Annotated in this window: 19 protein-coding genes; 10 read left to right on the forward strand and 9 right to left on the reverse strand. The window is 61.8% G+C overall.

Going from position 1 to position 24,738, the window contains the following annotated elements:
- Window positions 1-155 precede the first annotated feature (155 nt).
- The 5 genes from C2L64_RS18770 to C2L64_RS18785 all read left to right on the forward strand — a co-directional run bounded on the left by C2L64_RS18770 (window position 156) and on the right by C2L64_RS18785 (window position 6,461).
- Window positions 156-1,352 carry an MFS transporter gene (locus tag C2L64_RS18770; RefSeq protein ID WP_039900696.1) on the forward strand — a complete coding sequence of 399 codons (1,197 nt, stop codon included), beginning with the start codon at window positions 156-158 and terminating at the stop codon, window positions 1,350-1,352.
- A gap of 204 nt (window positions 1,353-1,556) precedes the next feature.
- On the forward strand, window positions 1,557-2,570 hold the full coding sequence (locus C2L64_RS18775; protein WP_051058196.1) for an MBL fold metallo-hydrolase: 1,014 nt from the start codon (window positions 1,557-1,559) through the stop codon (window positions 2,568-2,570).
- 104 nt (window positions 2,571-2,674) lie between these two features.
- A complete protein-coding gene (locus C2L64_RS53285) occupies window positions 2,675-3,085 on the forward strand; it encodes a carboxymuconolactone decarboxylase family protein (RefSeq protein ID WP_131542619.1) in 411 nt (136 codons plus the stop codon).
- A gap of 476 nt (window positions 3,086-3,561) precedes the next feature.
- Window positions 3,562-5,742: a TonB-dependent siderophore receptor gene (locus C2L64_RS18780; RefSeq protein ID WP_007583059.1), complete on the forward strand. Its 2,181-nt coding sequence runs from the start codon at window positions 3,562-3,564 to the stop codon at window positions 5,740-5,742.
- Window positions 5,743-6,161: 419 nt separating this feature from the next.
- Window positions 6,162-6,461, forward strand: coding sequence for a DUF4148 domain-containing protein (locus tag C2L64_RS18785; RefSeq protein WP_007583061.1), 300 nt, complete (start codon window positions 6,162-6,164; stop codon window positions 6,459-6,461).
- A gap of 30 nt (window positions 6,462-6,491) precedes the next feature.
- Here C2L64_RS18785 and C2L64_RS18790 read toward each other — a convergent pair whose 3' ends face one another.
- The 4 genes from C2L64_RS18790 to C2L64_RS18805 form a co-directional block, all read right to left on the reverse strand.
- Window positions 6,492-7,226 (reverse strand): hypothetical protein, encoded by a 735-nt coding sequence (locus tag C2L64_RS18790; RefSeq protein ID WP_007583063.1) that lies wholly within the window; start codon window positions 7,224-7,226, stop codon window positions 6,492-6,494.
- 22 nt (window positions 7,227-7,248) lie between these two features.
- Window positions 7,249-9,729, reverse strand: coding sequence for a TonB-dependent siderophore receptor (locus C2L64_RS18795; protein WP_007583064.1), 2,481 nt, complete (start codon window positions 9,727-9,729; stop codon window positions 7,249-7,251).
- A gap of 114 nt (window positions 9,730-9,843) precedes the next feature.
- Window positions 9,844-10,830 carry a FecR domain-containing protein gene (locus C2L64_RS18800; RefSeq protein ID WP_007583066.1) on the reverse strand — a complete coding sequence of 329 codons (987 nt, stop codon included), beginning with the start codon at window positions 10,828-10,830 and terminating at the stop codon, window positions 9,844-9,846.
- 4 nt (window positions 10,831-10,834) lie between these two features.
- Complete coding sequence (locus tag C2L64_RS18805; RefSeq protein WP_007583067.1) at window positions 10,835-11,347, reverse strand: sigma-70 family RNA polymerase sigma factor; 513 nt, start codon at window positions 11,345-11,347, stop codon at window positions 10,835-10,837.
- A gap of 396 nt (window positions 11,348-11,743) precedes the next feature.
- Here C2L64_RS18805 and C2L64_RS18810 point away from each other — a divergent pair, with 396 nt between their 5' ends.
- Entirely contained in the window at window positions 11,744-15,115 is a 3,372-nt protein-coding gene (locus C2L64_RS18810) for a DNA-binding protein (protein ID WP_039900698.1), read from the forward strand.
- Window positions 15,116-15,131: 16 nt separating this feature from the next.
- Here C2L64_RS18810 and C2L64_RS18815 read toward each other — a convergent pair whose 3' ends face one another.
- Entirely contained in the window at window positions 15,132-15,617 is a 486-nt protein-coding gene (locus C2L64_RS18815) for a nucleotide-binding domain containing protein (protein WP_100216007.1), read from the reverse strand.
- 13 nt (window positions 15,618-15,630) lie between these two features.
- Entirely contained in the window at window positions 15,631-16,056 is a 426-nt protein-coding gene (locus C2L64_RS18820; RefSeq protein WP_007583075.1) for a VOC family protein, read from the reverse strand.
- Window positions 16,057-16,158: 102 nt separating this feature from the next.
- On the opposite strand from C2L64_RS18820, the gene C2L64_RS18825 reads away from it, so the two are divergent.
- Window positions 16,159-17,049 carry a LysR family transcriptional regulator gene (locus C2L64_RS18825; RefSeq protein ID WP_007583077.1) on the forward strand — a complete coding sequence of 297 codons (891 nt, stop codon included), beginning with the start codon at window positions 16,159-16,161 and terminating at the stop codon, window positions 17,047-17,049.
- A gap of 45 nt (window positions 17,050-17,094) precedes the next feature.
- Here C2L64_RS18825 and C2L64_RS18830 read toward each other — a convergent pair whose 3' ends face one another.
- Window positions 17,095-18,267, reverse strand: coding sequence for a thiolase family protein (locus C2L64_RS18830; protein ID WP_007583079.1), 1,173 nt, complete (start codon window positions 18,265-18,267; stop codon window positions 17,095-17,097).
- 68 nt (window positions 18,268-18,335) lie between these two features.
- Entirely contained in the window at window positions 18,336-19,643 is a 1,308-nt protein-coding gene (locus tag C2L64_RS18835) for an MFS transporter (RefSeq protein WP_007583081.1), read from the reverse strand.
- Between the two features lie 326 nt (window positions 19,644-19,969).
- Between C2L64_RS18835 and C2L64_RS18840 the strand changes: the two genes are divergently transcribed.
- Both C2L64_RS18840 and C2L64_RS18845 read left to right on the forward strand, forming a co-directional pair.
- Window positions 19,970-20,737: an SDR family oxidoreductase gene (locus tag C2L64_RS18840; RefSeq protein WP_007583082.1), complete on the forward strand. Its 768-nt coding sequence runs from the start codon at window positions 19,970-19,972 to the stop codon at window positions 20,735-20,737.
- Window positions 20,738-20,747: 10 nt separating this feature from the next.
- Window positions 20,748-21,551: an enoyl-CoA hydratase/isomerase family protein gene (locus tag C2L64_RS18845; RefSeq protein ID WP_007583084.1), complete on the forward strand. Its 804-nt coding sequence runs from the start codon at window positions 20,748-20,750 to the stop codon at window positions 21,549-21,551.
- Window positions 21,552-21,556: 5 nt separating this feature from the next.
- On the opposite strand, the gene C2L64_RS18850 is transcribed toward C2L64_RS18845, so the two are convergent.
- Window positions 21,557-22,459 (reverse strand): LysR substrate-binding domain-containing protein, encoded by a 903-nt coding sequence (locus C2L64_RS18850; protein ID WP_039900699.1) that lies wholly within the window; start codon window positions 22,457-22,459, stop codon window positions 21,557-21,559.
- A 174-nt stretch (window positions 22,460-22,633) separates the two neighbouring features.
- Between C2L64_RS18850 and C2L64_RS18855 the strand changes: the two genes are divergently transcribed.
- Window positions 22,634-24,643 (forward strand): CaiB/BaiF CoA-transferase family protein, encoded by a 2,010-nt coding sequence (locus tag C2L64_RS18855; protein ID WP_007583087.1) that lies wholly within the window; start codon window positions 22,634-22,636, stop codon window positions 24,641-24,643.
- The last annotated feature ends 95 nt before the right edge of the window (window positions 24,644-24,738 follow it).

The raw sequence follows: 24,738 nt of genomic DNA on the forward strand, positions 1-24,738 counted from the left end.
CTATCTCGTCACCCCTTGAGGAAATGACGGTGCAATAGCAAATGGTTGGCTTCCTTGAATTTCAAAAGAATGCCTTTCCGAAGCGCATCCAAGCCGTTCCAATGCGCGAGCACCGCCGCCACAACTGCCGCGGACCCCACTCGTCTAGGATATCTATGTCTGCCCGAACACCTGACCTGACGAGAGGGCTGACACTATTGTTTCCGCTCGCCTCAGGCGTCATCATCGCGAACATTTACTATTCACAACCGCTATTGGCCGCTATTGCGACTAGCTTCGGTTATGGTCCGGCTCGTCTTGGCTTCCTGGTTACGCTCACCCAACTCGGTTACGCTTGCGGCTTGCTATTGATCGTGCCACTCGGCGACGTATTGAATCGGCGCACGCTCATCGTATCCTTGCTTCTGCTCACGGTGTTCGCGTTGCTCGCAGTAGCGCTGAGCCCTGACTTCAAACTGTTCGCTTCGGCAAGCATGCTACTCGGGGTGACCTCGTGCGCCGCGCAATTGCAAGTTCCGTTCGCCGCGTCGCTCGCATCCGACAACGAGCGTGGGCGCGTAGTAGGCACCGTGATGAGTGGTTTGCTCCTTGGCATTCTGCTGGCGCGGACAGTCTCCGGAACCATCGCACAATTGGCGGGCTGGCGCATTGTTTATGGCGTCGCTGCACTATTGATCCTGCTTCTGGTCGTGTGCCTCGTGCGAGCATTACCGCAAGACCGAAGAAGCGATCAACCCTGGCGCTATCGTCAGTTGCTGCGGTCTTTGCTGACACTGCTAGACCAACACCCAACGATCGGCCTGCGCTCGCTGTACGGTGCTCTGGGTTATGCCTGTTTCAGCATCTTCTGGACCGCACTGACGTTTCTTCTCAATGCCGCTCCTTACCACTACTCCGAGGCCCGGATCGGGCTGTTTGGTTTGGCCGGTGCCGCCGGTGCGCTCGCGGCCGGCTCGGCGGGGCGTATGGCAGATCGCGGCCACGGGCATCGTGCGACCGGACTTTTTAGCAGCGCGATTCTGGCGTCGTTTGTGTTCATTTTCCTCGGTGCGCATTCACTTACGTCATTGCTAGTTGGCGTTCTGCTTTTGGACGTGGGCGTGCAGGGCTTGCACATTTCCAATCAGGGTGTGATCTATGCACTCGCTCCGGATGCGCGGAGTCGAATTACGACCATTTACCTGACCGGTTATTTCTTTGGCGGCGCAATTGGTTCAAGCGCGGCAACTGTGGCTTACTACAGAGCGGGTTGGTTGGGAGTTTGCGTTTCCGGTGCCTTGTTTTCGACCCTGTTGATCGGGACCTGGCTGGCGGCGCATCGGCAACAATGTCGCAGGCTCTCACTTCAATGAGTTCGAGCAGTTCAAGCTTTATACGTTGAACTATCTCTACAGGCGCTCGGTTATCCATGCATGTTACCGCCTTCACTTCCTGGCAGAAATCTTAGGCGATTTGGCAGAAAACCCCGTCGCGTTGCCATATCGAAGTTCACTGGCTATCCCCATACTCGGCACACATGCAGGTGTCCCGGTCTCCCAAAACGAAAGCGAAGAACCATGAATACGTTTATCAAGCCAGGAAATAGATTCGGCATACTTTCCAAACTTTTGTTTGTATCGATCGCCATTGTTGCGGGGTCATCGTTAGCCTCAACGGCAACATCCGCCGAAACCGGTAGTCCGCCTTCATCAGAAAAAAACCCCGCGCCGGACGACTATTTTCATACTGGTGCGGGCGCCCGATATTTACGCCGTGCCGACGGTGAAATCGTCGTGCAATCCTTGCGTGGAAATATCACCGTGCTAATGGGTTCCGGCGGCAACATTACCGTCCTGTCGGGTAAGGATGGCAAATTTCTGGTCGACGCGGGCATTAGCAAATCGCAAGACAAACTGCAGGCCGCTCTCGACAAGATCAGTCCCGCACCGCTGAAATACGTGGTGAACACGCATTGGCATTGGGACCATACCGATGGCAACGCATGGATGCACGCAGCTGGCGCAACCATCGTTGCACACAAGAATACCTTGAGACATCTGACCGAGACCACGCATGTCAATGCATGGAATTGGACCTTCGATCCGGTGCCGGCGGGCGCGCGCCCAACCCTGATTGTCGATAATGAAAAGACTTTCAACTTTGCAGGCACGACGATTGAAGTAGAAAACTTCGGTGGTGGCCATACCGACGGCGATCTATGGGTCTACTTCAAAAAAGCAGATGTGCTGGCGCTTGGAGACACCTTCTGGAACGGATTTTATCCGTATATCGACAATGAAGATGGCGGCAATATCGACGGTGCGATTGAATGGGCCAACAAGGCTGTGGCATTTACGACAGACCACACCATCGTCATTCCCGGCCATGGCGCCGTGGGGACACGCGCTCAACTGATCGAATTCCGCGACATGTTGGTTACGGTCCGCAATAACGTCGCAGCCTTGAAATTGCAAGGCAAGTCACTGGACGAGATCATAGCCGCCAAGCCGACTGCGGCCTTCGACGCCAAATGGGGGGATTTTGTGTTCAACGGCAGCCAATTCACAAAGATGGTCTACGACGGCCTGTAATAAAAAGCTCTGAGGACGCCGGCTATTTTCAGCGGCTTTTATGTTTCTTCGAGGCTGGGGTGACAAATGGGATGGTCTCGATGATGCGTAAATAGGAAGCCGTGTTGCACCTGGAAGCCTCGCTCAAAAAAAGTAGCTTGAGCCCTATGGATATTGAGGTCGTCAAACTGGTTGTCAGCGAGACTACCGGCACACCGATAGGAAAAAGAATAGGTCTGGGCCGCGAAGGTATTTTGGCGTTGCGTCAGGGGCAGCCGTCGGGCGATGCGCGCAATGATGCGTTGGCCAAGTCTACGGCCTCTTTGCGTTTCCTCGTCCAGGCGTCACGTAGCGTTCGACAACCACACTGCAAGTCGAACAATACCGATCAGCGCACCCGCGCCCACGATACTGAATCCGGCAGCACGGCGAATATAACGTGCAGCGTTTCCGCGTCGCCGGCGAGCATCCACATTTCTGCCGTTGAACCATACGTTCATCGTTTCACTCCCGGTGTCTCCTTCAACCTGTGTTGAGGACATACACCGCCCGGCCGTCATGGGTGCGTGGACGTTCCAGTACGGTCAACGGTGGTGCAAGCTTTACGCGTTCGGCTCTCAAAACGACAAGCGATAAATTATTTGTACTACGAACAATATCGCGCGACCGATGACGATAGAAAACATGGATGCATTCGTCGCCTGTCAGATACCGCGATGCGACTTCAAAGTCACAAACACGCACGTTGCGCCACCATACCACGTTTTCTTATCAAATGCGAATGATTCGCATTTGATAGATTCGGTAAGAAACCTGGCTCACCCGGTCGAGGACCACGACCAGCAGGCGCAAACGCCAACCGCGCACGGATAACACGCTGTGGCGCGATGACTACTAAATGTACTAAACGGTCAAATTTCGTTGCAATTGCGAATCGTTGTCATTACCATTCACCCGAAATTTCGCCACCGTTTGCACCAGGTGTTTCGCAACCCGCCTGCCATAACAACGAATGAAGATTCTGAAGTCTGACCATCACGCGCTTTCTACTCACCGTTTTTCCCGTTACCAGTCTGTTCTCGGCGCTGCGCTGCTCATCAGCGTCGGGCTTGCGCTATCGACCGCACCGTCGCGCGCACACGCGGAGGACGCCGTTGCCGCAGACGCGACGCTTCCAACCGTCAGCGTGAAAGCGTCGGCTGATAACAATGCGGCGCAGGCCGACAAGATCAGTGCCGGTGCGCTCGGCACGCTCAAGCAGGTCGACACGCCGTTTTCGACGCACGTCGTGACGAGCGAAGAGGCGCAGGATCTGTTTGCGAACACGGCCAACGACCTGTTCCAGTACGACCCTGCCGTGTCGATCACAGGCACCAACGCCATCGGCGAAAACTCGACGTTCAACGTGCGAGGCATGCCGATCGACACGCTCAACAGCATCAAGGTCGATGGTCAGAGCTTCCCGTCGTGGGACACCGATCTCGCACTCGAACCGTTCGAGCAGGTGGAACTGCTGAAAGGGCTGTCCGGCTTCATGTACGGGTTTGGCTCGCCGGGCGGTATCGTCAATTACGTACTGAAGCGTCCGACCGACACGCCGTATCGCAGCTTTTCGGTGGGCTATCAGTCGGCGGGTGTGTTCAGCGAGAAGCTCGACGTCGGCGGCCGCTTTGGCACGGACGACCGGTTCGGCTACCGCTTCAACCTGGTCAACGAAGAAGGCAATACGGCCGAGGCAAATGGTCATCTGCGACGCCAGGTGGCGTCGGCGGCTCTGGACTTCCGCATTACGCCGGACCTGACCTGGACGGTCGACGCGTTCTACACGAAGCGCAAGCAGGAAGGCACGATCTTCGGCCTGATGTTCGGCTCGGACGCAGGCGGCATTCCTGACGCCAGTCTGGTCACGCACAATCTGTCGCAGCCGCAGAACTACTACCAGGTCGAAATGGCGTCGTTCGGAACGGGTCTCGACTATCGACTCTCCGAGAACTGGCACGCGAGCGTGAAGTACCGCTTCGCGAAGGAAAACCGCACGAACTCGGACAGTCTGCTGTATGTGTACGACACGGCGGGCGACTACTCCAACACGCTATATGCGGCGATGACGCGATACTTCTACCAGAACGTCGATGCGATGGTGGAAGGCAAGTTCAACACGGGCAGCATCAAGCACGATGTCGTTTTCGGTGCGGGATATCAATCGCAAGTCACCGAGTACGACAATAGCGAAGGCTGGAACGACGGGTATAGCCTTGGTGTCGGCAACATCTATAGCAGCACGTTCCTGACCAATGCCGACGTGCATATCGGCGAGAACCTCTACAAGCAGTCCCGCACGACACAGGCCGCGGTCTACGCGAGCGACACCGTGCAGTTCACGCCGCGTATTTCGGCGCTGCTTGGCTTGCGGTACACGCAGTTCCATCAGTTCACGTACGATCCGACGGGTGCGACCACGGCGAATTACAGCGCGTCTCCCGTGACGCCGACTGTGGCGTTGATGTACAAGACGGACCCGTATTCGACGCTGTACGTCAGTTACGTCCAGTCGCTCGAGCAAGGTGGTTCGGCTGCGAACACCAACCTCAACTACCCGGCGACATTTGGTCCGCTGCGCAGCAAGCAGTACGAAGTCGGCTTCAAGACGGATCGCAGCAAGTGGGGCGCGAATCTGGCGCTGTTCCGCGTCGACCAGGGCTACTACTACACGAACTCGGCCAACATCTTCGTGCAGGACGGCACCAAGCGTTATACGGGCGTCGACGCGAGCGGCTGGCTTCAACTTGCCAGCGACTGGCGCGTGATGGGCGGCGTGATGTGGCTCGATACCAAGGCCGTCGATATCGACGATCCGACCATCGAGGGCAAGCGCATCTATGGGGCGCCGCGATGGACAGTGACGGGCCGCGTCGAATACAACCCGTCGTACATGCGTCGTCTTACGCTGGCGTTCGGTGGCCGCTATGTCAGCGATATGGCCGTGGATGCTGCCAACACGCAATTCGTGCCGGCATACACGGTGTTCGATCTGAGCGGCAAGTATGAAACGCGTATTGCGGGGAAAGAAGTGACGTTCCGCGCGGGTATCAACAATCTCTTGAACCGCCGTTACTGGACGACCGCGTGGGGTTACTACGTCAGCCCGTCCGCGACGCGTACGGCGGTGGCTAGCGCGACCATGCAGTTCTAAGCAGGGCGCCGCGATAATCAGCGCAGAGAGACAAGGAAGCGACGGGCACACTGTGTCGTGTGACTGTCGCTTCTTCTAATGCGTCCAACGCATTCGACAGCACCAGGCAAACCTATCTTATTCGAACGCTCATCGACAGATTGACGCTTCGGATACAGCCGAATGTACGTCATTGATTGACGCCTCCCGGGTGTCAGCTTCATTCGATGGCCTTCCTTGCAGATAACAGATTAGTAATCGAGCGGCCAGATTATGGTCATCCGCGCTCGACAATAATCTAACCGTCACAAACCTGGTCCCAAGCCTGATGCACAACGGTAACTTGAATTCGCCGTGAGCGGATAAGGAACCGTTAAGTCTTTTGGACCTAATCTGAACGGGCATCTTTTTGAACCCGCTCATCAAGGAAGGAGAGTTCGATGAAAACCTCAATCACCGTCGCGATGCTGACTGCCGCGCTTTTAATGCCCGCAATCTCATACGCGAAGATCGATTCGAATGAAAGTACGACGCGCGCCGAAGTCAAGGCGCAAATTGTGCAAGCCGAGAAAGACGGCACGCTGCATCAATCGAAGGTGCACTATCCCGACTACAACGCAAGCGCGTCCATAGCTGCACGGCAATCGGCAAGTGACTACGGAACGATGCCGTTGAATTTTTCGCAGTCGGGATCGCCGGCGAAAGGCATGAGCGATAGCAAGCTATTCGAACATCATTGATGAAACAGCGTGCAGCCGAGTGGGGGATGTCTAACGTTTGATGGCCCAGTCTATTGCGGCATCGAACAATTGCTGGCCTGACTGCGAGAGGTTCGCGAAGGAGTCGTTGCTCATGAAGAACATCACGCGTCGGGCAGGCGCGAGCGTTTCGTAATCCATCGTCGCCCCCGTTTCGTAGGCAAAAATTGCGGCCTTGTCGGGCTGACCGTAGACGCTTGCGATAATGGATGCGCCGAGGCCCGGCTTGCCCCAACTCATCACCGCCTGCTTCCCGTACACATTGACAACACCTGCCGGCAAGCCCGCAGCAATAGGATGCGGCGCATTCACCAGCCACAGATAACGCTCTTTTTCGGTCTCGCCGAAATCGACATCATGGCGCTTGCCGCTCATCGCCAGATCGTCGAGCAGATCGTTTTCCCAGGTGACGAGCGGCACGGGTAACGTCCGCCACCCAGGCAGCACATCCTTCGACGACACTGTCGACGATATGACGATCAGACCCGCGTCGCGCGCGAGTTCGGGGCGGTAGTCCTGATCGACGAGTTGGACTGAATAGCCTCGCGCGCCGAGATGCGCAGCAATGCGCTGATCGGTTGCAAGGTTGGGGCCGTTCAGTTGTACGACCATCACGATACTTTTCTGCGTGGTTTTGGTATTGGCGCGAGCGATGGAAGGTAAGAGCGCGGCAGTCGCGAGACCCAGCAGGGACGAGAGCGCATGGCGTCGCGTGTGATCGATCATGGCGGATTGATTGCGTTTCATGGTGAACTCCTCGTAGCCGGGTTCAGAATTCGAGCGTGGAAAGGAGAGACACCTGCCGCGCATCGCCGACCGCTACGAAATAGCGATTAGCGCTGGACGGGTAATACGTCTTGTTGAAGAGGTTCTTCACATTCAACTGGAACGACACATTGTGTCCGCCCCATTTCGTGTTGTAGTTCGCGAACGCATCGGCGACGGTATAGGCGGGCAGGGTGAAGCTGTTCGCGGAATCGCCGGGCCGCTCGCCGACATAGTGCGCGCCCGCGCCCACGCGCAACTGATCGCCGCCGAAGATCGCGCCGAAGTCGTAGACGGCGGCGAGCGACGCCGTATGCTGCGCGACATTCCACAGCCGGTTGCCCGCATACAGCGGGTCTTCCGTCGTTTTCGCGTCGATGTACGCGTAGCTCGCAATGACGCTCCAGCGTTGGCCGATCTGCCCGGCGACATCGAGCTCGATGCCGCGCGAGCGCGCCTTGCCTGAAGTTCGCCAGTCGGTTTGCTTGGTCGTGTCGTTGTACTGCGACACCAGCACGTTCGATTTGTCGATATTGAAGAATGCGAGCGTGCCCGTCACTCCCGCAGGCATCGCGACTTTCGCGCCGACTTCCCACGAGGTCGCTTCTTCCGGCAGCACCGACGAGTCGATCACAACGCCCGTGCTGAGTGGAGCGATCGTCGACGTCGGCTTCAGCGATTGCGTATAGCTTCCGTACAACGAGACGGTATCGGTCCACTTGTAGACGACACCCGCGCGCGGCAGCCATTTGGTGCCGTTCAGATCGGTGTTCACCTGGAACGGGCGGCCGCGTCCCGCGACCTGGTTGTACGACAGGAACCGCGCGCCGCCGACGAGTATCCACTTGTCGGTCAGATGCAGACTGTCCTGAAAGAACACGGATGCGTCGTGCAACGTGTCGGTCTGGTCGCTGTCGCTGGCGGATACGGTGGTCGACGGGCTTTCGAGGCCGTAGACGGGGTGCAGATAGTTGAAGGTGTACTTCGTCGCCTGCCGCAACAGGTCCTTGCGATAGATGCGCCGGTACTCGTCATCGACACCCACCTGCAGGTCGTTGCGTAGACCCGCTACGGTGAAATGCCCATCGATGTAGGCGATCGCGTAGCTGTCCGTGCTGAGCGCTCCGTGCGTCGCGTCGTTGCTGCGCGAGAGCACGCCTGTCGTGCTGTTGACGCCTTGCACGCGCAACTGGCCGGCGTCGTACGTTTCGCGGTTGTAGCTGTAGCCGAAATGCGCCTTCCAGTTCGCGTCGATCTGATGATCGATGGTCAGTTGCGCGAGATTCGATTCGCCGTCCATTTCGTTGAACGGCTCGTCGAGACGCTCGCGCGCGGGAATGGCCAGCGGCTTGTTGGTCTTTGGATCGAGCGCGGTGCCGCGATCGAACGGATAAAGAAACTTGCGATACTCATACGACAGTACGACCTGTGTATCGCGTCCATACCAGGCAAGCGAAGGCGCGACGAGGGTCTCGCGGTGTTCGCCAAAGTTGCGCCAGTATTGTTCGTTGACCTGGTCGACGACGAGACGGTACGCAAGGCCTGAATCGCCGATTGGTCCTGTCAGATCGAGCGTGCCGTCCGCGCCGTTGCGGCCGTGGCCGTAGGTCGAGCCGAGCGCCGAGATGGCGTGATAAGGCGTGAGCAACGGCTGCTTGCTCACCACGTCGACGACGCCGCCCGGGTCCATGATGCCGTAGAGCAGCGACGACGGTCCCTTGAGCACTTCGACGCTATCGGCTGCGGCGTTGAGGCCGCGGCCCTGCACGAGCGGCATGCCGTTGTGCATGATCGAGCCGTCGCGGTTGCCGCCGAAGCCGCGTTTGAGCAACGTGTCCTGAGTGCCCGCCAGCGTGTTGCCCTGGACGATGCCGCTGACGTTGGCGAGCGCGTCGTCGAGATTGCGCGGGCGCTGATCGCGCAACACTTGCGCGGGCACGATATTGATGGCCTCCGGCGTATCGATGACGGGAATGTCGGAGCGCGTGACATTCGCTTCGGAAGGCGGTCGGTAACTGCCGGGGCGGATGCCTGTCGCGGCGACCTTGACGGTGGGCAACACGGCGCTGTCGTCGAGTTCGACATTGCTCGCATCTTCGACCAGCGTGTAGCTTCCGTTGGTCTGCTGGATGGACGACAGCCCCGTGCCGCGCAACAGGCGCACGAGACCTTGCTGCGTATCGTATTCGCCATGCAGGCCCGCGCTATGACGATTCGCGGTGAGCGCGCTCGGATACGACAGCATGATTCGCGCTTGCTGGCCGTACTGGTTGAGTGCGCTTTCGAGCGGCCCGGCGGCGATGTCGAAAGACTTGCGCGGCGAGGTTTGGGCCGTCTCCGTTGCATCGGCGGCGAAAACAGCGGGAGACGCAATGGTCGCGAAGATCGTTGCCGTCGCGATACCGATGATGTGCCGTCCGGGAAACGCGCGACGACGTGATTCAAGTGCGGCGGTATTCGCGCAGGCTCTTGCAGAAAGTCCCATGTTTTACGAAGCTCGAGGAGGTAGATGATCTGGTGTTCTCATCTGCCTTGTCCCGCGAGAATCGAAAACAGCTCAATGTCGACGAAAATTTTTTACCGCGTAGTGATTGCCGCCCTAAGAACGCGCTGGCTTCACCGTTACCCAATAGCGCGTGATGTACTCCAGCTCGACGGGCAGCGTGCTCGCAAGCGTGTTGAGTACGCGATCCGTGTCCGATAGCGGATAGGTGCCCGACAGGCGGAAGTCCGCGATCGAAGGATCGCAGCGCAGGTAGCCGTCGCGATACCGCCCGAGTTCCGACAGGAAGTCGGCGAGACGCATGTTGCTCGCGACCAGCATGCCTTGTGTCCATGCGGCCGTATCGGTGCTTGTCGGCTCGATCGGCATGATCTGCGTGGCGGTGAAGCGCATGCGCTCGCCTGCACGCACGACCTTGGACACGCCCGGCGCGCGGCCCGGTTCGACCTTGACCGCACCTTCGAACACGTCGAGCCGCGTCGTCGAATCTTCCTGTCTGAGCGAGAAGCGCGTGCCGAGCGGTATCGAGACGCCTTGTGCCGTCTGCGCGACGAACGGACGCGGCGCGGGGCCGTCGTCGTGTCCCGTGACTACCATGATTTCGCCGCGAATCAGAACGATGCGGCGCTCCGTGTCCGAGAAGCGGACATCGACGGCGCTCGCGGTATTGAGCATGAGCCGCGTGCCATCAGCGAGCGTCACGTTGCGCTGCTCGCCCGTGCTGGTGCGCAGATCCGCGCTCCAGCCGCGCCACGTAATCTGATCGCGCGCAAGCCAGGCCGTTCCGCCCGCAAAGAAGAGGACAGCGAGCGCCTTGATGCCGGCGCGCCGTGCCGGCGAACGCGGACGCGTCAACGCGGCGCGCGCGGCACTCGCAGCCGGGCTTTCATTGACCATCTGAAGACGTTGACTCACAGACTGGATGTGCCGCCACGCGCGATCGTGATCGGCGTGTTCGGTTCGCCAGCATTCGAACGCGCGTCGTTGCGAGTCGGTGATGTCACCGGACTGCAGATCGAGCCACCATTCGACCGCGCGACGCGCGACATTCGGAGCGATGCCAGGAGGACTGCCGATATTCACGCGTCTATTCCAGTTTCATCGCGAAGAAGCATTGCGCTGCCGCTTTCAGCAGATAGCGCTTCACCGTCGCGAGGGAAATACGCAGCGTGGCCGCGATTTCCGTCTGCGTCGCGCCGTCGAGTTGCGCCATCAGGAATGCGCGCTTGACGGGTACGGGTAGACCGTCGAGCAACGCGTCGATCTCGCACAATGTTTCGAGCAGCACGGCACGTTCTTCGGGCGACGGCGCAAGCGGCTCCGGCACCAGCGCGAGCGCTTCGAGATAGGCGCGCTCGATCTGCTCACGTCGCCAGTGATTCGCCAGGACCCGCTGGGCGACCGTCGTGAGGAAGGCGCGCGGCTCGAGCAATTCAAGCGGTTCGTCGCGCGCGAGCAGGCGCATAAAAGTGTCGTGCGCAAGGTCGGCCGCCCGATGCGCGCATCCCAGCTTGCGGCGCAGCCACGTGTGAAGCCAGCCATGATGGGCGACGTAGAGGTTTTCGACCTCGAGACGCAACGAGAGATTGTCTGCTGGCATGCGCGGTCTTCCGGACGAGTCCAGTAAGCAAAATAAAACTACTAAATGAGAATTATTCGTATTGTCGCACAAGGGAATGCGGTCTTGCACGCGATCAAATTTCCCGTGCGAGCGTCGCCTGCCGACGGGAATGGCGCGCGGGCATACGTTCTGCGGCTGCGTTGAACGCCCGTCGCGCGCCGTTGCACGGGTCTGACGACCGTCCATGCAGGCCATCGCCCATCCCGCCGATGCGTCCTGTCAAAATCACGGCTCGGCGTACCCGGGCGCCTGCACTGCCCTGCAAATGCTTGCTGGATGAGCATTGGCACGTTTCTTCCGTCGCGGATGCCGCCGATCGTAGTAACGTATCGAAAATTTTGCCTTTCGCCTGGCCAGTTGATTCTCGAGGCGCATATGTCCACCGACACCGACACCACCATGACTGATGAGCAGGTCGCAGCCATTGCAGACCGCATGACCGAAGAAGGCCGTCTGGTTTCCCCCGTCACGATCTGGGCGGAAGTTCGCAGCGGTTCGATCGTTGCCGTCGCCGCGGCGCTGCAACGTTGGCGCGAGACGCGCCAGCCGCAGGCACCGCAGGCGCCGGAGCCGCAAGCCCAGAAGGCGCTGCCTGGTGAACTGGCGGAAACCTTGATGGAGGCCGCGCGCCGCATCTGGTCCGCTTCTCAGGACGACGCGGGCCGGATGCTCAGCGAGGGTCTAGGCGCGGCGAGCCAGCAACTCGATGTCGTGCGCAAAGAGCGTGACGAGGCGCTTGCCGCCTATCAGAAGACGGGAGAAGAAGTGGAAACAGGGCGCGAGCGGCTGGACGGGTTGCGCAACGACCTGCACGCATTGCAGGAATCCGCCGCGCAGGCGCGCTCGGAACTGGAGGCCGTGACCGCGCGCGCGGAAGCCGCCGAGGCGAACGTCCAGAACCTGAGCGAGCGCGCATCGGCGGGTGAAGCGAAGCTCACGGCGATCCAGAGCACGCTCGAGGATCAGCACAAGGCAAACGAATGGCTGGCCGCGACGGTTTCGAGTAAGAACGAGGAAATCGCGCGGCTTGGCCGCGAGCGCGACGACGCGCGCCGGCAGATCGCGACGCTGGATGAGGCTTGCCAGGCGAAGTCGGAAGAGGCGGAGCGCTGGTCTCAGGAGGCGGGCGCGGCAGTGTCGCGCGCCGAAGTAGCGACGGCGCAGGCGAACGAGAGCACGGCGCGCCTCGCATCGGTCGAGGCCGACTTGAGCGAGACCCGCAACGCACTCGCCGCGGAACGCGACGCCGCCCTGGAACATGCCGCGGACCTTTCCGAGCAGCGTGGCGTACTGGAGCGCGTCACACGAGAACTGGACGAATCGCGAGCGCAGATTGGCGCGCTGACCGAGGCGCACGCGCTGGGGGCAGTTGAACTGGCGCGCGCGACGCAGGACGCGTCTGCCGCGAATGAACGTGCCGACGCGGCGGAGCAGCGCGCGTCCCAACTGGACCAGAGCTTGACGGTCGAACGTGAGGCAACGGCTGCGCAGCGCGACGAACTGCTGCGCGTCGCGCGCGAACTGGACGAGGCACGGACGCGCGCCGATACGTTGACCGAGGCGCAGACGGCCGCGAGCGCCGAACTGGCGCGGGTCTCGCAGGACGCCTTCGCCGCGAAGCAAAGGGCCGATGCCGCCGAGCAGCGCGCGTCGCAACTCGAGCAGAGTCTGACAGTAGAGCGTGAGATAACGGCGGCGCACAGCGACGAGCTTCAGCGTGTCAGGACCGAACTGGAAGAAGCGCGCGCGCAGATCAATGCACTGAACGAGGCGCAGACGGCCGCGACGTCCGAGCTGGAGCGGGTCACGGAAGACGTATCGTCCGCAAAGCAACGCTTGGAGTCGGCCGAACAGCGCGCAGCGGAACTGGAGCAGAGCCTGGCGGTGGAGCGCGAGGCCACGGCGGCGCAAAGCGATGAACGGCAGCGTGTCACGCGCGAACTGGACGAAGCCCGTTCACGGATCGACGCGTTGTCACAAGACTCGACCGCCGCGAAGGAAAGGGCAGAAACCGCCGAGCAACGCGTAATCGAACTGGAGCAGAACCTCGCGAGCGAGCGGGAAGCATCGGCGGCGCGGACGGGCGAACTGCAGCGCGTCACGCATGAACTCGAAGAAGCGCGAACACAGATCAACGCGCTCACCGAGGCGCAGACGGCGACAAGCGCCGAACTGGCGAACGCCAGGCAGGAAGCCGCTGCGGTGCAGCAGCGGGCCGAAGCCGCCGAACAGCGCGGCGTCCAGTTGGACGAGAGTCTTGCCGTCGCGCGCGAGGCAGCCGTGGCACGCAACAGCGAAGCGTCCGCTCAGTTCGACGAATTGCAACGCGTCACGCGCGAACTCGAAGAAGCACGCAATCAGATCAACGCGCTGACCGAGGCGCAAACGGCGGCAGCCGCTGAACTGGCGCAGGTGACGCAAGATGCATCCGCCGAGAAGCGCCGTGCCGACGCAGCCGCGCAACTGTCGGCCCGCCTGGAACGCGACGTTGCTGCGGAACGCGAGGCAGCGACAGCGCGAACCGCTCAAGCGGCGGCGCAATCGAACGAGTTGCAACGCGTCACGCATGAACTCGAAGAAGCGCGCAATCGGATCAACGCACTGACCGAGACGCAAACGGCGACAGCCGCAGAATTGGCGCAGGTGACGCAGGACGCGTCCGCGGCGAAGAACCGCGCGGAAGCAGCCGAGCAAACGCTCGTAGCGGAACGCGACGAAGCACGCAAGCAGGCGGCCGCCTTGACGGATGCCCAGTCCGTTGCAAGCGCCGAGCTGTCGCGGCTCACGCAAGAAGTATCCGCCGCAAGAGAAAGAGCAGACGCAGCCGAGCAACGTGCAGCGCAACTGGAGCAAAGCCTCGCAGCCGAGCAGGAAGCCGCCGCCACGCGAAACAGCGAAGCGTCGTCGCAACTCAACGAACTGCAACGCGTCACGCAAGAAGTCGACGAAGCCCGCAAGCAGATCGGCACGCTCACCGACGCACAAACGTCAGCGAGCGCAGAACTGACGAGGCTCGCACAGGACGCATCGGCGGCGAAGGAAAGGGCGGACGCAGCCGAACGGCAGGCAGCGCAATCGGAGCAGAGCCTTTCGTCCGAGCGCGAGGCGGCCGCAGCGAAAAGCGACAACGCGTCGACGCAACTCGACGAGTTGCAGCGCGTCACGCGCGAACTCGACGAAGCCCGCGCACAGATCAGCGCGATGAGCGAGTCGCAGACGGCGGCCAGCGCCGAACTGGCGCGCGCGACGCAAGACGCGTTCGACGCGAAGGAGCGGGCGGATGCAGCGGAACAGCGCGCAGCCGAGCTGGCGCAAAGGCAGGCCGAGCGCCCGTACGAACAGGCGTCGACAAAGGCCGCGCAAGGCGGCGAACTGCCGGGCGGAACCGATGTCACGGAAGAACTCGCGTCCTTGCAACGCCAGATCGCCGCTCAGGCGAAGACTCACACGAAGGCCTACAACGAGCTTCGTGCGAACGCCGAGCAATGGGTGACGTACGCGAAGGACATCAAGCAGCGGCTCGACCAGGCGAACGAAAAAATTCTCTTCATCGACGCGCGCAGCACCGGCGAAGTCGCGCTCCTGCGCAGGCTCTCGTTCGAACTGGAGCGTCTCAAGCCCGACCACGAACTGGTGTTCAGGGAAGCGCAGAAGAAGCTGATCGGCGCGACGATGACCCAGCAACTCGCGCAGAAGGGCTACCAGTACGATCCGGCGACGGCTGCGATGTCGAAGCTTGAGGGCTGACGCGCACAACGCGCATTCAGCCCTCGATCAGTCGTTCGAGGACATCGACGTCGCCCATCTGTCCGCCCTTGAACATGACCTCGGTGCCGTCGAGCCAAGGCTCGTCGGCGTGCAGGCGGCACACGGTGACGCCCGCCGTCAGCGGTGCGCGATAGGACAGACCCCATGCGTCGAGCGCCTGGACCGCGTGGCTCGACGTGTCGCCGCCCGCAATGCCGATGCGCCGCGGCCTCGCTGCGCGCACCACGTCGCGCAGCAGTGCCGCGCACGCCTGTGCGGTGCGCTCGCGGCTTGCGCCCTCTTGCTGCGCGTCACGCGCCGATGCTTGCGGGCGACGCGTGAACGCGAGCACATTGCGTCCGTCGCGCAGCATGTCGACGATGGGCGCTGTTTTGAAACACAGCGTGTCGCTGTCGCATGCAAGCGGATCGGTCTCGATCTTCCAGTACGAGCGTGTGGCTGCCATCTGTTCGACCGTGACGGGTGACAGGCTGACCAGCAAGTGCAAACACGCGTTACTTCGCAAACAGCTGGCCGATGTCCTTGAACGCCTTGAACTCCAGCGCGTTGCCGCACGGATCGAACAGGAACATGGTCGCCTGTTCGCCGACCTGCCCTTGAAAGCGGATATACGGCTCGATCACGAACTTCGTGCCGAACGACCTCAACCGTGCTGCGAGCGCTTCCCATTGATCCCACGCAAGCACGACGCCGAAATGCGGCACGGGCACGTCATGACCGTCGACGGGATTGCTGTGTACGCTCTCTTGCGACGCCGTCTTCGGATGCTCGTGAATCACGAGTTGATGGCCGAAGAAATTCAAGTCGACCCATTGCGTGCTGGAGCGGCCTTCTTCGAGGCCGAACACGCGTCCGTAAAAGTCACGCGCGGCGGGAAGGTCGTAGACGGGAATGGCCAGATGAAAAGGGGAAAGGCTCACTGTTTTCTCCATGTGGGGCGCTCGCAGACCGCACATAGTACGCGGCGGAATTGAAAAATTAAATCAATATATAATTTCGTAAAACACAAATGAAATTTATCAATGATCCGTGAACTGAAAACGCTGATTACCGTTGCCCAGGAGGGTACGTTCGCTGCTGCCGGCAAGCGGATCGGTCTGACACAGGCTGCCGTCAGCGCGCAGATGCAACGGCTCGAAGCGGAAATGGGCGTTGCACTGTTCGACCGCGAAGGGCGAACGGCGCGTTTGAATGCGACTGGTCAGCAGATACTCGTGCAGGCGCAGGAAGTCGTCCGGCTCTACAACAATCTCAGTTCGACGGCGGCGGGCCCGGCGGCCACCGTGCGCGTGACGGTCGGTGCGATTGCGTCGGTGCAGCGCTCGCTGCTGCCGGATGCATTGGCGCGGTTTCATGCGCAATGTCCGGGATGCACGACGCGTGTGATTCCCGGCGTGTCGATGGAACTCGTCAATCTCGTCGACGCCGGCGAGATCGATATCGCCGCGATCATTCGCCCGCCGTTTTCGTTCCAAAGCGATCTGCGCTGGACGACGCTCGCGCAGGAGCCGTTCAGGCTGATCGTGCCGCGTGGCGTGAAGGGAAAGGACTGGGCGGAACTGCTGGCGGATCAGCCGTTCATTCGCTACGACCGCGCGTCGTTCGGCGGCCGGCAAGTGGACCGTTTCCTGCGCCGCATGCACTTCACCGTGCGCGACGTGTGCGAGCTGGACGAACTGGAAGCCATCGTCAGACTGGTGGAAAACGGGGTCGGCGTGGCGCTCGTGCCGCAAACCGCGACGTATCGGCGCTGGCCCGCGAAGGTGCGCGCTGTCGATCTTGAGCATCACACGTTTCATCGCGACGTCGGCCTCGTGCATCGCGCGCCGCAGCATTTGAGCGAGCCTGTGAAGGTGTTGCTGCAACTGATCGAAGCGCAGGCGCGCAAGAAGCCCGCAACGGATGATCGTTGAACGCGCCGCGTACTCCACGCGGCGCGACGTTGAAGCAAGCTGCAATCAAGTCGACAGAATAGTCACCAGCGCAACCGCCGAGTCCCCCGCCAGTTGCCCCCCATTATTCTCGGCCAGCGCCACCTTCGCCCCAGGCCGTTGCCGAGCGCCCGCCGTGCCGCGCAATTGCTGCGTCAGCTCGACGATCTGCGCGACGCCCGTCGCGCCGACTGGATGACCGCGCGACAACAAGCCGCCGCTCGGATTCACTGAGATCCGCCCGCCGATATCCGTATCGCCGGAACGAATCAGCTTCGGCGCATCGCCGGGCGCGCACAGACCGAGGTTCTCGTAGTGAATGAGTTCGGCAGGCGCGGACGCGTCGTGCAATTCGACGACATGCACATCCGACGGACCGATGCCCGCCTGTTCATACGCGGCGTTCGCCGCGCGCACCGCGACCAGCTCGCCCGATCCATCCGCTTTCGCCGACACGATCGAACTCGCGCGTATGTACACCGGGCGAATGTCGCGCTTCGCCGCGAATTGTTCCGAGCAGATGAACACAGCCGCGCCGCCGTCGCCGATCGACGAGCACATGAAGAGCGTCAACGGATCGCTGACCATCCGGCTGGCGAGCACTTCTTCGACACTCGTCTCGTTGCGGAACTGCGCATGCGGATTCAGCGACCCAGCGCGGCGGCTCTTCACGACGACGCGCGCGAAATCGCTCGCCTCCGCGCCTGTCTTCTCCATCCATTTGCGAGCCTTCGCCGCATAGAGATCCATGAAGAGCGAGCCCGTCCCCGTCGTCACGCCTTCGGGCAGCGGCTCTTCTAGATCGACGGCTTTAGCAAACGCGCCGAACGAGATCGCCTTGTCTTCGTGCGTGAGCTTTTCGACACCGACTACGAGCGCCGTTTCCGACTGTCCCGAAGCGACGGAAAGCCATGCGAGATTCAACGCCGAACTGCCCGACGCGCACGCATTCTCGATGTTGAACATCGGCTTGCCGTCGAGCCCTGTATTACGCAGCGACGACTGCGCGCGAATCATTTCCTGACCCGTGACGACGCCTGCTGCCGCGTTGCCGAAGAAGATACGATCGACGTCGTTGACGCTGACGCGCGCATCCTTCAATGCGAGCGAGACCGATTCTTCAGCGAGCGACTTCAGATTCCGCTCCAGGAACTTGCCAAAGGACGTCATGCCGACGCCGCCAATTACAACCTTGCGCATTGCTGCCTCCAATAAAAGTACTTCAGAACCTGCGACGACGAGCGAGTCTGCTTAATCTTCAGTAGCGCTCAATCGAGAACCTTCCCGCGCGTCTCCGGCATCCGCGCATAGACCACGAAGCCCACGGCGCACACGGTTGCGACATAGACCCACAGGTATTGCGACAGACCCGAACTCGACATGGCTGTAACGATGTACGGCAGCGTGCCGCCGAACAGTGCCGCCGATATCGCATAGGGCAGCGCGACACCCGTCGCACGCACTCGCGCCGGGAACTGCTCCGCCATCACCGTCGCGCAGGTTGCGGCGAAGCCCGACGAAAGCAGCATGCCGATCGTGACGATTGCGGTGGCGCTCCAGAAGTCGTTGCTGAGGAAATGCAGCGCGGGCCATGCGAACAGTGCCGAGCCGCCTGCGAAAACGAGCAGCACGGGCTTGCGGCCGATACGGTCCGACAACCTGCCGATAAACGGAATCGCGATCAGCGAGACGACGATTGAAATCACGCTCGCGTTGAACGCGTCGTGCAGCGGCAAGCCGGTGCGCAGATGAGCGAGCGTCGGAAACAGCACGAGCCACAGATAGATGCAGAGGTTGCCCGCCATCGCGATGCCGATCACACGCAGCGCCGCGCGAGGATGCTCGCGAACGATCTCGAGAAACGGATGACGCGTGCGTTGATGCGTCGCGGCACTCTTCCTGAACGCATCGGTTTCGGCGACGGCGAGCCGGACCCACAGCGCAACGAAGCCGAGCAGGCCGGCAATCGTGAAGGCAACGCGCCAGCCCCACTTCGCCATGCCCGCATGGTCGATCATCGACGTGAGGATCGCGCCGATCAGCGCCGCCACCAGCACGCCCGCGTTCACCGCGAAGTGCTGCCACGATCCCGCGAAGCCGCGCCGCGAAGGCGCAGACGATTCGATCAGGAACGTCGACGCCGAGCCGAACTCGCCGCCCGCCGCAAAGCCTTGAATCAGCCGCGCGAGCACGAGTATCAGCGGCGCCGCGATGCCGATCGATTCATAGCCGGGACATACGGCGATCACGAGCGAGCTGCCCGCCATCAACGCAACCGACAGCGCGAGACCGTTCTTGCGGCCGTGCCGGTCGGCATACGCGCCGAGCAGCGCGCCGCCGATTGGACGCATCACGAAGCCGACCGCGAACACAGCAAACGCGGAGAGCAGCGACACGCGGTCGTTGTTGGCGGGAAAGAAGTGCCGCGAAAACAGCGCGGCGAAGGTGGCGTAAATGATCCAGTCGGTGAATTCGACGACCGTGCCGAGCGTCGCCGCAACGATGGCTTTTCTCTGCGCTCGCGTGAGCGGCGTAGCGGCTTCTTCGTGCGCAACGCCCGGAAGGATGGTGTCCATGCTGTCTCCGTGTCTCTTGTGGTGAGCGCGCGCTGGTTGCGCAACGCAGGTGAAAAGTGCTGGACGTATCGCTTGAAACGGGAAAATCAGCAGTCTGTCCGGCACATGGACGCATCGTAGGTTTCGCCAGGTGCGCCGCTCAAACGACTTTTTCTGCGCTTTCGATTGATATTTTTTGCAACCAGGCCGCAGACGGCCGACGCGCGGGCGCGAGCGGTTTCGATTGAGCGAAAGTCAATCGAAGCCGCGAAAAAAGTTGTTTGAGCGTGGGGTGTGGGGCGCCCTAGCATGGGATGCACAGGCTTTTCATTCCATGGAGACACGTCATGAACGCATCACCTCACAACCCGGCCGCCGAGGTCGCCATCGTCACGGGCGGCGCGAAGGGTATCGGTTTCGGCATCGCGGCTGCGCTCGCTCGCAACGGCAGGCGCATCGCGCTGTTCGATCTCGACCGCGCGGCGCTCGATCACGCCGCCAGCACGCTGTCCGCTGCGGGCGCCGACGTGATCGCGCTGCCCGTCGATGTGACGAATAGCGCATCCGTCAACGAGGCGGTCGAAGCTGTCGTCGAACGCTTTGGCCAGATCGACGTGCTGGTGAACAACGCGGGCATCGTGCGCGACAAACGCATCACGAAGATGAGCGACGACGACTGGGACGCTGTGATCGGCGTGAACCTGAAGTCGCAGTTTCTGTGTTGCCGCGCCGTGCTCGCACACATGAGCGCCGCGCGCTATGGGCGCATCGTGAACATTTCGTCGCGCGCGTGGCTGGGCGGTGTCGGACAGTCGAACTATTCGGCCGCGAAGGGCGGCGTGGTGAGCCTCACGCGCAGTCTCGCGCTCGAATGGGCGAGCGCCGGCATCACGGTCAACGCGATTGCGCCGGGCATCGTCGATACGCCGCTGTTTCAGACCTTCGATGCGGACCTTCAGGAGCGGCTGAAGAAATCGGTGCCCGTGCAGCGCATCGGCACGCCCGACGACATCGCGCAGGCTGTCTTGTTCTTCGCGCAGCGCGAAGCGTCGTACATCACGGGGCAGACGCTCTATGTATGCGGCGGCCGTTCGCTGTCGTCGCCGAGCGTTTGAGGAGCACATCATGACGATTCACTACAGCGTGTCGGATCATGTGGCGACGGTGAGCCTGGACCGTCCCGAAGCGCTCAACGCGCTCGACCTCGATAGTCTCAAGGATCTACGCGTGGCACTCGCCGAAGCGCGTGACGACGATGACGTGCGCGTGATCGTGCTCACAGGCGCGGGGCGCAAATCGTTCTGCGTCGGTGCAGACCTGAAAAATACGCTGCCGCCTTCGACGAGTTTCAGTTCGTCGTTCGTGCGTTCTATCGACCGCGCTGCGGCCGAAGGCATCTATGTGCGGCTGATGGACCTCAGTTCGCTGCGCCTCTTCAAGCCGGTTATCGGCGCGATCAACGGTTATTGCCTCGGCGGCGGACTCGAACTCGCGCTGCAATGCGACTTGCGGATCGCGTCGACGGATGCCGTGTTCGGCTTACCGGAAGCCGTCGTCGCGAGCATTCCCGCCGTGTGCGGCATTCAGGCGCTGCAAAAGGCTGTGCCTTCCGCGATCGCGATGAAGATGCTGCTGACGGGCTGCAAGATCGACGCGGCGTACGCGGAGCGGATCGGCCTCATTTCCGATCTCGTCGCACCCGAAGCATTGATGGACAAGGCGCTCGAACTCGCGCGCACGATCGCGTCGAATGGTCCGCTTGCCGTGCAGATGATCAAGAAGGTCGCGGAAACGAGCAGCAATGTGCCGCTTGCGCAAGCGCTCGAATTTACTGAACTGGCGTGGGGCGCGATGCGCGATTCCGACGACCGCGTGGAAGGGCGCAAGGCGTTCGCCGAAAAGCGCAAGCCGCAGTTCAAGGGCCGCTAGACGCGCTAGACGGCGGACGCTTCGCCAATCGACAGAAGCCAGTTGCGGAACGCGACGAACTCGGCGTTCGACAGATGCTCGCGCGGATAGATCAGGTAGTACGTGAACGCGCCCAGATCGAGCACGAACGAAAAGGGCATCACGAGCGTACCGTCGCGGAGTTGGTCTGCGACGAGCACGCGCTGCGCCATCGCAATGCCGACGCCTTGCGTCGCCGCGAAGTACGCGAGGATCGAGCTTTCGTAGCTGAGGCCGCTTAACGGATTGACGCCACGCACGCCCGCCGCGTCGAGCCATTTGGCCCAGTCTTCGCGGCGCGCCAGCGAATGCAGAAGCGGCACGTTGCGCAGTGCTTCGGGCGTCGCGTCGGTGAGTTCGGGATGCGCGCTCAGAAACTCGGGGCTGCACACGGGCACCAGCTCGTTCGGCACGAGCCTGTCGAAACCGACATCCGACGATGGCGCATGCGAGAGGCGGATCGCCGCATCGACGTCTTCGGTGTTGAAGTCGACGGGTTGCAACGAGGTGGTGAGACTGACCTCGATATCGGGATGCTCGCGATGAAACGTCGACAGACGAGGCAGCAGCCAGTTCATCGAGAACGTCGTGTAGCCGCGAATCTTCAGCGTGCGGCGGCGACGCGCTTCCGTGAGATTGATCGTCGCGGTGCGCAGCGTTTCGAAGCCACGCACGATGTCGGCGAGGTAGCGCTCTCCCATCGGCGTCAGTGCGATCGCGCGATGACCGCGCTCGAACAGCAGCACGCCGAGCTGGTCTTCGAGCAGCTTGATCTGCCGGCTGACGGCAGCGGGCGTGACGTTGAGCTCGTTTGCGGCGAGCTGCACGCTCAGCAGGCGGCCGCAGACCTCGAAGGCGCGCAGCGCGTTGAGTGACGGAAGGGTTCGCATCGAAAAATGGTAGCACGCGCTTTGCACGCTGCATGCCGGGATTGCTACGTAGAAGCGCGTTTGCGCTGGCGTCAGCAAAACTCAATCGAGTGCGCAGGAAATGTCGTTTGAGTGCGCCTGTTGCGCGCCGTATCGTTGATTCAAAGGCAATCTGTGAGACTGAAGGAGACAACCATGCTGGACGGTGTGCGAATTCTGGCCTGGGGCTCGCGCCAGGCACTGAGGCTCGGCGCGACGCTGCTCGAACGCGCCGGCGCGCAAGTCACGTTTGCGCACGCGCAGCCAACGGGCGGCTTCGCGTATGACGTGATCGTCGTTTCATCGGACGTGAGCGCGGCGAGCGAACGAAACGCGATCGCCGAGCTGAAGGCGGCGGGCAAGCATATCGTCTGCGATATCACCGCGACGGGACAGCAAGGCGCGCGCGCGGGCATGCGTGCCTCCGATGCGCAGATCCAGGCGATCAGCGGCCTGATGGACACGACGGGCTTTGCGCATGGCGAGCCGGTGCGCATCGGCGTGCCGTTCACGGAGATATCGGCGGCGCTGTATGCGTGCGCGTCGATTGCGGCGGCCGTCCGCGTGAAGCGTTTGCACGGCATCGCGCAGACTATCGACGTGACCTTGTTCGGCTGCGCGGCGAGCGCGCTCACGACGTTTCTGCCTGCTGCGTTTGCACAACGAACGGTTGGCCGCGTCGGCAATCGTCATCCTGCTTGCGCGCCGTGGAATGCGTATCGGACGCTCGACGGCTGGATACTGATTTGCACCAGCACAGAAGAACAGTGGCGCAAGATCAAGAGCGTGGCCCGCGTGCCGCAACTCGACGACTCGCGCTTCGACACGTTGCGAGCGCGCGTGTCGAATGTCGATGAACTCGATGCGCTGATCGAAACGTGGACGTCCACGCTGACGACGGATGAATGCTCACATCTGTGCGAACAGATCGGCGTGGCGGCTGGCCCGATCGTGTCCGTCGCGGGACTGTCGAGTGAACCGAACTTTCGCATGCGCCACGCGGATGCGGCGGCGCAGATCGACGCGTGCGGTATCGACGCTGAGACGTATCGGCAGATGTCGATCTTCAGCCTGTCGCGTCTGACTGATGACGCATCTTTAGAGCAGCGTGCAGGCGTTGAAAGCACAGTGCGCTCCTGCGATGCCGGGCCGCTCGCCGGCATCAAGGTCGTCGAGATCGGCCAGTACACGACGGCGCCGCTGGTCGGCAAGCATCTCGCGGCGCTTGGCGCTGAGGTCGTGAAGATCGAGCCGCCGGATGGCGAGGTCGCGCGCGCGTGGACGCCGGGGCAGGCGGGCACGAGCTACTTCTTCGCGCTCAACAATACGGACAAGCAGACCTTGGCGCTCGATCTGAAGCAGCAGGCCGACCGCGCGCATCTGCGTACGCTGCTCGCTGATGCCGATGTGCTCGTCGAAAACCTGCGGCCGGGTGCGCTCGCAAAGCTCGGCTTCGGGCGCGAGGCGCTTGGCGAGATCAACCCGCGTCTGATCTATTGCTCGATCTCGGGCTTCGGCATCGCGTCTGCATACCCAGCGCGGCCCGCGTTCGACACGGTCATTCAGGCGATGGGCGGCCTCATGGACCTGACACGCGGCAACGGCCAGCCGGTGAAACTCGGCGCGTCGGGCGCGGACATTCTGGGCGGGCAGGCGGCGCTGCTGGCAATCCTTGCGCTTCTTGCCGATCCTGCGCGGCAGGCCGGGACCTTCGTCGAAATATCGATGCAGGACGTGGCTGCGTGGTGCGCGCTGTTCGCGTCGGGCAATCCCGAACGGGAGGGGATCGCGGTCGCGTGTATCGACGGTCATGTGTGGCTCGAAAGCGATGAGCGTTTCGATGTGGCTGCGCTCGCGGCAAGCGCCAGGCGGGAACGGTGCGGCTCGCTCTCGCGGGCGTCGGCCGTTGCCGCGCTTGCGAATGCGGGTGTGAGCGCGGTGCCCGTGGCGCGCGTCGATGAGTTGATCGAAGACGGCGATTTTCTCGCGGACGTGCTGAGCGTCGCGCGCGATGCGAGTGGCGCGTTCTGGCCGATTCTCAAGGTGCCGTACCGCTTGTCGCGCACGCCTGCACGCGTTCGCGCGGTGCCGGGCGCGCCCGCGCGATATGCCGAAGAGACTTCGCGAGGGTCGCCGTTGAGATGGGGAATGGTCGCGGCGGGTTGAGCGCTTGCTCAAGCGTCGGTGTAGGTCGTCCTCTGTCGGGCCGGCCCAACCACGCCGAGCCATCGCCCGAGACGTCCAGGCGTTAGTCCGTTGCA

Origin of the sequence: Paraburkholderia hospita (genome assembly GCF_002902965.1) — a bacterium.
In the GTDB taxonomy this organism is placed as follows: Bacteria; Pseudomonadota; Gammaproteobacteria; order Burkholderiales; family Burkholderiaceae; genus Paraburkholderia; species Paraburkholderia hospita.